We start from the raw sequence: 8,554 nt of genomic DNA, 5'->3' as shown, positions 1-8,554 counted from the left end.
CGCCCGGCCTGCGGCCGCACCGGTGCCATCGGCTGGGTCATCGCCGGCGACATCTGCTGCTGGCCGCCGTACGACGGGCCGGACGGCGACGGCCCGTGGCCGCCCATCGTCTGGTTGCCGTAGGACGGGGCGCTCGCGCCGGCCGGTGCCATGGAAGGCGCCGGGGACGGCGGCAGCGACGCGGCCGCGGGCTGGCGCGGCGGGGCCAGGGAGTCGTCCGCCTGGGTCTCCAGCTGACGCAGCTGGCTCTCCAGATAGGACTTCAGCCGGGTCCGGTACTCGCGCTCGAAGCCCCGCAGGTCCTCGACCTTGCGCTCCAGCGTGGCGCGCGCGGACTCGAGGGAGCCCATGGCGACGCGGTGCTTCTCCTGCGCGTCCCGCTCGAGGGCGTCGGCCTTGGCGCGGGCGTCCCGCTCCAGGCCCTCGGCGCGCGAACGCGCCTCACCGACGATCTTGTTGGCCTCGGAACGGGCCTCCGCGATCGCCTGGTCAGCGGTCTGCTGGGCCAGCGAGAGCACGCGCGCGGCGCTGTCCCCGCCGGGTCCCTGACCCATCGGACCGGGGCCCTGCGGGCCGCCGTGTCCGCCCATGGGGCCGCCCATCGGGCCACCCATGGGTCCGCCCTGCATCGGGCCGTGGCCCATCGGGCCGCCTGGACCCTGAGGGCCGCCGTGGCTGGGACCGGCCGGCAACTGCGGTGCTCCGCCCGGCAGCTGGGGCGGACCCATCTGCGGGGGCTGCTGCTGGACCGGCGGTCCCGATATGGCGGCGGGCACGGGGGCACCGGGACCGCCCGGGCCGCGGCCGTCCTGGGGCTCCGGCGGTTTACGCATGCCCTGTTGCTGCTGCTGCTGGTTCTGTGCGGCGGCACGCGTCGCCGCGGCCAGCTTCGCGCGCAGGTCCTCGTTCTCGCGGAGCAGACGGGTCAGCTCGGACTCGACCTCGTCGAGGAAGGCATCGACCTCGTCCTCGTCATAGCCTTCTCGGAGGCGGACGGTCGTGAACTGCTTGTTCCGCACGTCCTCGGGAGTCAGCGGCATCTCTTCTTCACCTCTACGTAGTCGTCGGCAGTCGGCAGGACCGTATCGCTCACATCGAGTTCCCCAAGCCGCGCACGATGGAGATCAGGATGTAGACGATGATCATCAGAACGAAGAAGGACAGGTCGAGTGCCACGCCCCCGAGACGCAACGGCGGGATGAATCGCCGCAGAAGCTTGAGCGGTGGATCGGTGACAGTGTAGGTGGCCTCCAGAACGACCACCATCGCCTTGCCGGGTTGCCATGAACGGGCGAACTGGAAGACGTAGTCCATGACGAGCCGGAAGATCAGCACGACAAGGAAGCACATCAGCGCGATGTAGACCACATCCAGTGCGACGCCCATCCCGCGCTTCCCTCTCCCCTGACTCTCGTCTTCCCCGGCCGTTCGGCCGGGTCGTTCCCGGTGTCTTTTCTCAGCTCTGGTTGAAGAACCCGCCCTCTGCGATGCGGGCCTTGTCTTCCGCCGTGACATCGACGTTAGCAGGCGACAACAGGAACACCTTCTGCGTCACCCGCTCAATGCTGCCATGCAGACCGAAGACGAGTCCCGCGGCAAAGTCGACAAGTCGCTTCGCGTCCGTGTCATCCATCTCCGTGAGATTCATGATCACGGGGGTGCCCTCGCGGAAGTGTTCCCCGATGGTACGGGCCTCGTTGTAGGTCCGCGGATGCAGCGTGGTGATGCGGTAGGGCTCCCGCTCGGACACGACCTTGGGCATGATCACCGGTGCACTCTTCTCCATGCTCGGGCGTTCAGGTGTGATGGATGCCACGGGGGCGATCCGCGCCGGGCGTCCACTGTCGACCGGGAGGGAAACCGGCTCGCGCGGTGCGGGCGGCGCCGGGACCCGCACCGGCTCCTCACGCTCGATCTGGCGGGGAGGCTGGTGCCGCCGGTGCTCCCGCTCGGGCTCCGGCTCGGGTTCGAAGTCGTCATCGGGGTCGAAACCCCGGCCGTCGTACCCATCGTCCTCCACGAGGCCGAGGTAGACCGCCATCTTGCGCATCGCGCCGGCCATTCTCTGAGTCCTCCGCTCTGTGGTGGATCGGCATTCGTCACCAAGTGCCCGCGATCCACTCGGTCTGCCCGCTTTGGGCGGGAATGACCATATTTTCTACTGTGGTCCGACTTGCTTCGCGACGTTACCCGAGCCGGGGTCGGACTCCGAGTACCGCCGTACCGACGCGCACATGTGTCGCTCCGGCCGCGACGGCCTGCTCGAGGTCCGCACTCATCCCTGCTGACACCATGTTCGCAGCCGGATGGGCTGCGCGCAGGCTTGATGAGAATTCCATCAGCCGCTCGAACGCCGCCTGTTGCCGTCCCGCGTACGGTCCGGCCAGCGGCGCGACGGTCATCAGTCCGTCGAGCCGCAGTCCTGGCGAGCCGGCCACCGCCGCCGCCAACTCCTCGATCCCGTCCGGCGCGACGCCGCCGCGCTCCCCCTGCCGGCCCGACTCGGCGTCCAGCGCGACCTGGATCAGGCAGCCGAGTTCGCGTTCCGCCCGCACCGCGGCGGCGGAGAGGGCGGAAACGAGCTTCGGGCGGTCGACGGACTGCACCACATCGGCATAACTCGCGACAGAACGGACCTTGTTGGTCTGCAACTGACCGACGAAGTGCCAGCGAAGGTTCAGATCCGCGCAGGCGGCGGCCTTGGGGGCCGCGTCCTGATCACGGTTCTCCGCCACATGACGCACACCGAGTTCGTGGAGGAGTCGCACATCGCTCGCCGGATAGGTCTTGGTGACCACGATCAGGGTCACCTCGTCCCGCTCGCGGCCCGCTGCCGCGCAGGCGGAGGCGATACGTTCCTCCACCGCCGCCAGATTCCTGGCGAGTTCGGTTCTGCGGTCGGTCATGGGGTCTTCCGGTCCTCCAGCCAGACGTATCCGGCAAGCCGTCCGGTCGTGCGGTCACGCCGGTAGGAATAGTGGTCGCGCGATTCCAGTGTGCAGACCCCGGACTGCCGGCGGTCGCGCACCCCGAGCGCCTCGAGCTGTGCGTGCACCCCGGCCGTGACGTCGACGGCCGGCGTCCCCCAGCTCGTCTCCGACCAGGCGGCCGGCTCGACGGCGGCCACTTCCGACCGCATCTGCTCGGGTACTTCGTAGCAGCGACCGCAGACGGCCGGTCCGGTTCGGGCGATCATGCGCTCCGGTTCCGCGCCGAGCTTCCGCATCGCCTCGACGGCGGCGGGCACGACGCCCGCGATCATCCCGGGACGTCCCGCGTGCGCCGCTCCCACCACTCCGGCGACCGGGTCCGCGAGCAGAACCGGTGTGCAGTCGGCGGTGAGCACGGCGAGGGCGAGGCCGCGCCGTGCGGTGACCAGCGCGTCGACCGCCGGCACGTCCGGGGTCGGCCACGGGCCGTCCACCTGGGCGACGTCGTTGCCGTGCACCTGGTTCATCCAGACCACCGACTCCGGGGCGAGCCCCAGGGACCTGGCCGCGATCTCGCGGTTGGCCAGCACGGCTGCGGGGTCGTCGCCGACGGCGCCGCCGAGGTTCAGCTCCTCGTACGGAACGGCGCTCACCCCGCCCCACCGGTCGGTGAAGGCGAAGTGCGCGCCGCTCTCGTGTATCGCGTCGTGCTGCACAGTCACTTCAGGAAGTCCGGAACATCCAGCTCTTCCGCCTGGCTGTCCGGGTACGGACGGGCCGTGGGAACCTGCGCCGGGCCGGCCGGCGATCCCAGGTCGCTCGCGACCGGAGCCGGCTCCGCGGGCGTGGGCTCCTCGCGCACGGGCACGGTGCCGAGCCCGGTGGAGCGGGGGCCGTCGCTACCGCGGGGCGGGGTCGGGGCCTGCTCGTCGCGCTTGGAGGCCGAGCCGATCACGTTCTCCCGGCGGGTCGGCGGCTGACCGCCGTCGAAGCCGGCCGCGATGACCGTGACCCGGACCTCGTCGCCGAGCGCGTCGTCGATGACGGCGCCGAAGATGATGTTGGCCTCGGGGTGGGCCGCCTCGCTGACGAGCTGGGCCGCCTCATTGATCTCGAACAGGCCGAGGTCGGAGCCGCCGGAGATGGAGAGCAGCACGCCGCGTGCGCCGTCGATGGACGCCTCGAGGAGCGGCGAGGAGATCGCCATCTCCGCCGCGGCCACGGCACGGTCGTCGCCGCGGGCCGAACCGATGCCCATGAGGGCCGAGCCGGCCTCGGACATCACGGACTTGACGTCGGCGAAGTCGAGGTTGATCAGACCCGGGGTGGTGATGAGGTCGGTGATGCCCTGAACACCGGACAGCAGTACCTGGTCCGCCGACTTGAAGGCGTCCAGCACGCTGACCTGGCGGTCCGAGATGGACAGCAGCCGGTCGTTCGGGATGACGATGAGGGTGTCGACCTCTTCGCGGAGTTCGGCGATGCCGTCCTCCGCCTGGTTCGCACGCCGCCGGCCCTCGAAGGTGAACGGGCGGGTGACCACGCCGATCGTGAGGGCGCCCAGCGAGCGGGCGATGTTGGCGACGACGGGTGCGCCGCCGGTGCCGGTGCCGCCGCCTTCGCCGGCGGTGACGAAGACCATGTCGGCCCCCTTGAGGACCTCCTCGATCTCCTCGCGGTGATCCTCTGCCGCCTTGCGACCGACTGCCGGATTCGCTCCGGCGCCGAGGCCTCGCGTGAGTTCGCGGCCGACGTCGAGTTTGACGTCGGCGTCGCTCATCAACAGCGCCTGAGCGTCCGTGTTGATAGCGATGAACTCGACGCCCTTGAGACCGACCTCGATCATTCGGTTGATGGCATTGACACCACCGCCGCCGACACCGATGACCTTGATGACTGCGAGGTAGTTCTGCGGTGCTGCCACGTCGAAGGCCTCTCGCCTCGAGTTACGTGTCGCCGCCTCGCGGGGCCGCGCTGCGACGACTGATGTCGAATTGGGACGGCCCGACCAGCCGGCTGCCGACCCGAACCCTAACGCTGAAGTTTAGGGTTACCAGTGTGTCTGTTCCCTGGACTCTTCCGAACAGGACACTAAGTCGACAAGTGGCGCCCGTTCAACGAACACGCCGAACCTCCCGTTTTTCTTTTCACCCTATGTGATCACGCACAGCAATGACCAACCAGGGTGCTGGCCAGCACAGATGCGCGTCAACTCCCCGATGAGGCAGGGGCGCTGGGCGCGCTCACATCGAAGTGCCCGGCCTGGGGGGCTGCTTTCATGAGTGCTTCGAGCGCCCGCGCCTTCGCCCCGCCCTCCCCCGAGCTGCCCCACACCACGGTGCGATTGCCGCTCAACTCCAGGGAGATGTAGTCGTATGAGACTACTTTCATGCTCTGTAGATCGGATGCGACTTTCGCGGGAAGTTCACTTCTGACCCGGACCGCTTCCGCGACGAGCCGGTCCGCCCCGAATCGGTTCAGACTTGGCGAGTCGTCAACTTCCAGCTGGAGCAGGGGAACACCCGCGGGCGCCTTGCCGACCGTGGCGAACCGCACTCCGGTTGCGTCCACTTCGACAAACTTTGCTCCCTTTTCGAGCAGCAGGACCGGCTTTCGCTCGGTCACGACCAGTTCGATACCGTCCGGCCACGACCGTTCGACCGCCACGGACTCGATTCGCGGCAGTTCCTGTCGCAGCCTGGCCTCGATGGCGTCGGTGTCGACCGAGATGAGCGGAGAGCCGATCGGCACCGCCGCCACGGCGCGGACCTCACCGGGCGTGAGGACGCGGGTACCCCGGGTGGCCACCTGCTCGGCGCGCAGCCAGGAGGAGCCGTAGAGCAGCCAGAGCGCACCCGCGACAAGGGCGATCGCGCCGAGGGCGATCAGCAGGGAGCGGGGACCGGGCCGCCGGAAACGGCCGGCGGGAGTGTCCTCGCGGTGCGGGCGGGCCTTGCCGTCCGGTCCTTCCGGTCCGTCCGGGGGCTTGCGCGCACCGCGTTCGGCGGTGGTCGGTCCGGCCACGCTCCCTGCCTTCTCACGCCTGCCGGCGTGCAGCAATCGCCTCGTACACCATGCCGACGAGCAGATCGTCGGCATCCCTGCGGCCGAACTCGGCGGCCGCACGCGACATCTCGTACAGCCGGTGCGGATCGGCCAGCACCGGAAGGACGTTGCCCTGGACCCACTCGGGGGTCAGTTCGGCGTCGTCCACCAGCAGTCCGCCACCCGCCTTCACCACCGGCTGGGCGTTGAGCCGCTGTTCGCCGTTGCCGATCGGCAGCGGTACGTAAGCGGCGGGCAGGCCCACGGCGGAGAGTTCGGCGACGGTCATCGCTCCCGCGCGGCACAGCATCATGTCGGCCGCGGCGTACGCGAGATCCATCCGGTCCACGTACGGTACCGGCACATAGGGCGGCATTCCGGGCATGTTGTCCACGCGCGGCAGTTCGTTCTTCGGGCCGACCGCGTGCAGGATCTGGATCCCGGAGCGCTGGAGCACCGGAGCGATCTGCTGGATCACCTCGTTGAGGCGGCGGGCGCCCTGCGAGCCGCCGGAGACCAGCAGCGTCGGCAGGTTGGGGTCGAGGCCGAAGGCGGCGCGCGCCTCGGGGCGGACCCTCGCGCGGTCGAGCGTCGCGATGGTGTGGCGCAGCGGGATGCCGATGTACCGGGAGTTGCGGAGCTTGCTGTCGGGCGTGGCGACGGCCACGCCGGCGGCGTACCGCGAGCCGATCTTGTTGGCGAGGCCGGGACGGGCGTTGGCCTCGTGGATCACGATCGGCACCCCGAGGCGCTTGGCCGCGAGGTAGCCGGGCAGCGCGACGTAACCGCCGAAGCCGACGACGCAGTCGGCCTTGGTCCGCTCGAGGATCTGCTCCGCCGCCTTGATGGTGCCCCGGAGCCGTCCCGGGACGGTGATCAGCTCGGGTGTGGGTTTGCGCGGCAGCGGAACTGCGGGGATGAGCGCCAGCTCGTAGCCGCGCTCAGGCACAAGCCTGGTCTCGAGACCGCGCTCCGTGCCGAGGGCTGTGATGCCCACGCTCGGGTCCTGCCTGCGCAGGGCGTCCGCGAGGGCGAGCGCGGGCTCGATGTGGCCGGCGGTCCCCCCACCGGCGAGTACGACATGCACCGAAATTCACCGCTCTCCGGACGGACGCTTCTTGACGCGCCGTCTCATCGTCTTCCATCTCACCCCGGGCCTCCGCACGGCCAGGGCCGCCTTTGCCGCGGGATCCTCTCGCGCGAAGGCGATCAGCAGCCCGACGGCGAACATCGTCGGCAGCAGCGCGGACCCTCCGTAGGAGAAGAGCGGCAGCGGGACGCCGGCGATCGGCAGCAGACCGAGCACCGCACCGATGTTGACCACGGCCTGGGCCGTGATCCACGTGGTGACGCCTCCCGCCGCGTACCTCACGAAGGGGTCCTCCGTGCGTCCGGCGACGCGGATACCCGCATAGCCTAGAGCCGCGAACAGGGCGAGCACCGACAGCGTCCCCGCCAGGCCCAGTTCCTCCCCGGCGATGGCGAAGATGAAGTCGGTGTGCGGTTCGGGTAGTTGGCCCCATTTTTCCACACTTGCACCGAGACCGGAACCGAACCATCCGCCAGACGCAAGAGCATAGATGCCATGGACGGCCTGCCAGCACTCGCCTTCCGGTCCGAGGTCGATCGCACCGATGCAGGACAGCCGGGACATCCGGTTCTCGTTGGTCCTGATCAGCAGCAGACCGACGATACCGGCGATGCCGAGCACCCCCGCGAAGAGGCGGGTCGGGGCCCCCGCCAGCCACAGCAGACCGAACAGGATCGCGGTGAGGATGATCGCCGTGCCCATGTCCCCGCCGAGCATGATCAGGCCGAGGAGGAGGAAGGCGACCGGGACCAGCGGCACCAGCAGGTGCTTCCACTGGGTCAGCAGCCGCCGGTCCTGCTTGCGGGCCAGCAGGTCCGCGCCCCACAGGATCAGCGCCAGCTTGCCGAACTCACTGGGCTGGAGCTGGAAGGGGCCGCCGAGGTAGATCCAGTTCTGGTTGCCGTTGACCGCATGCCCTATCCCGGGCACCTGCACCATCACCATCAGGAAGACGGTGATCACCAGGAGGGGGTAGGACAGCGCCCGGTGCAGTTTGACCGGCATCCGGGAAGCGACCAGCAGCAGGACGGTACCGATGACCGCGGCGACGAACTGCTTCTGGAAGAAGTACGAGGCGGGCAGCGAGTACTCCAGCGCCTGGATCATCGACGCGGAGTAGACCATCACCAGACCGAGAACGGTGACCAGCATGCTGCTGCCGAGGATCAGGTAGTAGGCGGTGAGCGGCCGGTCCCAGGCCCTGCGCGCCTGCTCGTACAGCCGCCGGGGCCCACGGGGCCCGCTGTCGGGGGTACGCGGGGCACGTGTCCCGCCGCCCCGCACACGGGGCGCGCGCCGGACGTCCCCGCCGGTGCGGCTCCGCAGCGCGATGCCGGTTCCGCCGGCGAGAGCGGGTACGCGCCCCACGGGCACGGCGCCGCCCGCCCCGGCGAGGGCGGGCACCGGCCCTGCGGGCACCAGCCCGGCGATCCACGCCCCTGCGGCGCGTACCGCGCCTCCGGCGGCGGCTGCCCGGCCCGGCGCACCC

The 8,554-nt window shown here is 69.9% G+C and carries 9 protein-coding genes; all 9 read right to left on the bottom strand.

The window, feature by feature from the left end; all coding sequences use genetic code 11:
- Positions 1 to 1,040 (bottom strand): DivIVA domain-containing protein (locus tag ACWGH4_RS25540; RefSeq protein WP_453465035.1); only part of this gene is annotated, 1,040 nt, incomplete at its 3' end.
- Between the two features lie 49 nt (positions 1,041 to 1,089).
- Positions 1,090 to 1,386, bottom strand: coding sequence for a YggT family protein (locus ACWGH4_RS25535; RefSeq protein WP_005318710.1), 297 nt, complete (start codon positions 1,384 to 1,386; stop codon positions 1,090 to 1,092).
- A gap of 70 nt (positions 1,387 to 1,456) precedes the next feature.
- Complete coding sequence (locus tag ACWGH4_RS25530) at positions 1,457 to 2,062, bottom strand: cell division protein SepF (RefSeq protein WP_441264307.1); 606 nt, start codon at positions 2,060 to 2,062, stop codon at positions 1,457 to 1,459.
- A 124-nt stretch (positions 2,063 to 2,186) separates the two neighbouring features.
- Complete coding sequence (locus ACWGH4_RS25525) at positions 2,187 to 2,906, bottom strand: YggS family pyridoxal phosphate-dependent enzyme (protein ID WP_441264306.1); 720 nt, start codon at positions 2,904 to 2,906, stop codon at positions 2,187 to 2,189.
- Entirely contained in the window at positions 2,903 to 3,652 is a 750-nt protein-coding gene (pgeF, locus tag ACWGH4_RS25520; RefSeq protein ID WP_453465030.1) for a peptidoglycan editing factor PgeF, read from the bottom strand. The genes ACWGH4_RS25525 and pgeF overlap by 4 nt, the downstream gene beginning before the upstream one ends.
- Positions 3,649 to 4,854, bottom strand: coding sequence for a cell division protein FtsZ (gene ftsZ, locus ACWGH4_RS25515; RefSeq protein ID WP_453465028.1), 1,206 nt, complete (start codon positions 4,852 to 4,854; stop codon positions 3,649 to 3,651). Before ftsZ ends, pgeF begins: the two co-directional genes overlap by 4 nt.
- A gap of 284 nt (positions 4,855 to 5,138) precedes the next feature.
- On the bottom strand, positions 5,139 to 5,954 hold the full coding sequence (locus ACWGH4_RS25510) for a cell division protein FtsQ/DivIB (protein WP_453465025.1): 816 nt from the start codon (positions 5,952 to 5,954) through the stop codon (positions 5,139 to 5,141).
- A gap of 13 nt (positions 5,955 to 5,967) precedes the next feature.
- Positions 5,968 to 7,062: an undecaprenyldiphospho-muramoylpentapeptide beta-N-acetylglucosaminyltransferase gene (gene murG, locus ACWGH4_RS25505; protein ID WP_189475473.1), complete on the bottom strand. Its 1,095-nt coding sequence runs from the start codon at positions 7,060 to 7,062 to the stop codon at positions 5,968 to 5,970.
- A gap of 6 nt (positions 7,063 to 7,068) precedes the next feature.
- A complete protein-coding gene (ftsW, locus tag ACWGH4_RS25500) occupies positions 7,069 to 8,391 on the bottom strand; it encodes a putative lipid II flippase FtsW (RefSeq protein ID WP_453465038.1) in 1,323 nt (440 codons plus the stop codon).
- Positions 8,392 to 8,554 lie beyond the last annotated feature (163 nt).

Source organism: Streptomyces sp. NPDC054847, assembly GCF_053610925.1.
Note: the sequence above shows the minus strand (reverse complement) of the source record. Positions and strands in the feature narration are given on the sequence as shown.

What these genes read in the sequence shown, in the direction of transcription:
- ACWGH4_RS25535 (WP_005318710.1), bottom strand. Translation starts at nt 1,386, where the DNA reads ATGGGCGTCGCACTGGATGTGGTCTACATCGCGCTGATGTGCTTCCTT.
- ACWGH4_RS25530 (WP_441264307.1), bottom strand. Translation starts at nt 2,062, where the DNA reads ATGGCCGGCGCGATGCGCAAGATGGCGGTCTACCTCGGCCTCGTGGAG.
- ACWGH4_RS25525 (WP_441264306.1), bottom strand. Translation starts at nt 2,906, where the DNA reads ATGACCGACCGCAGAACCGAACTCGCCAGGAATCTGGCGGCGGTGGAG.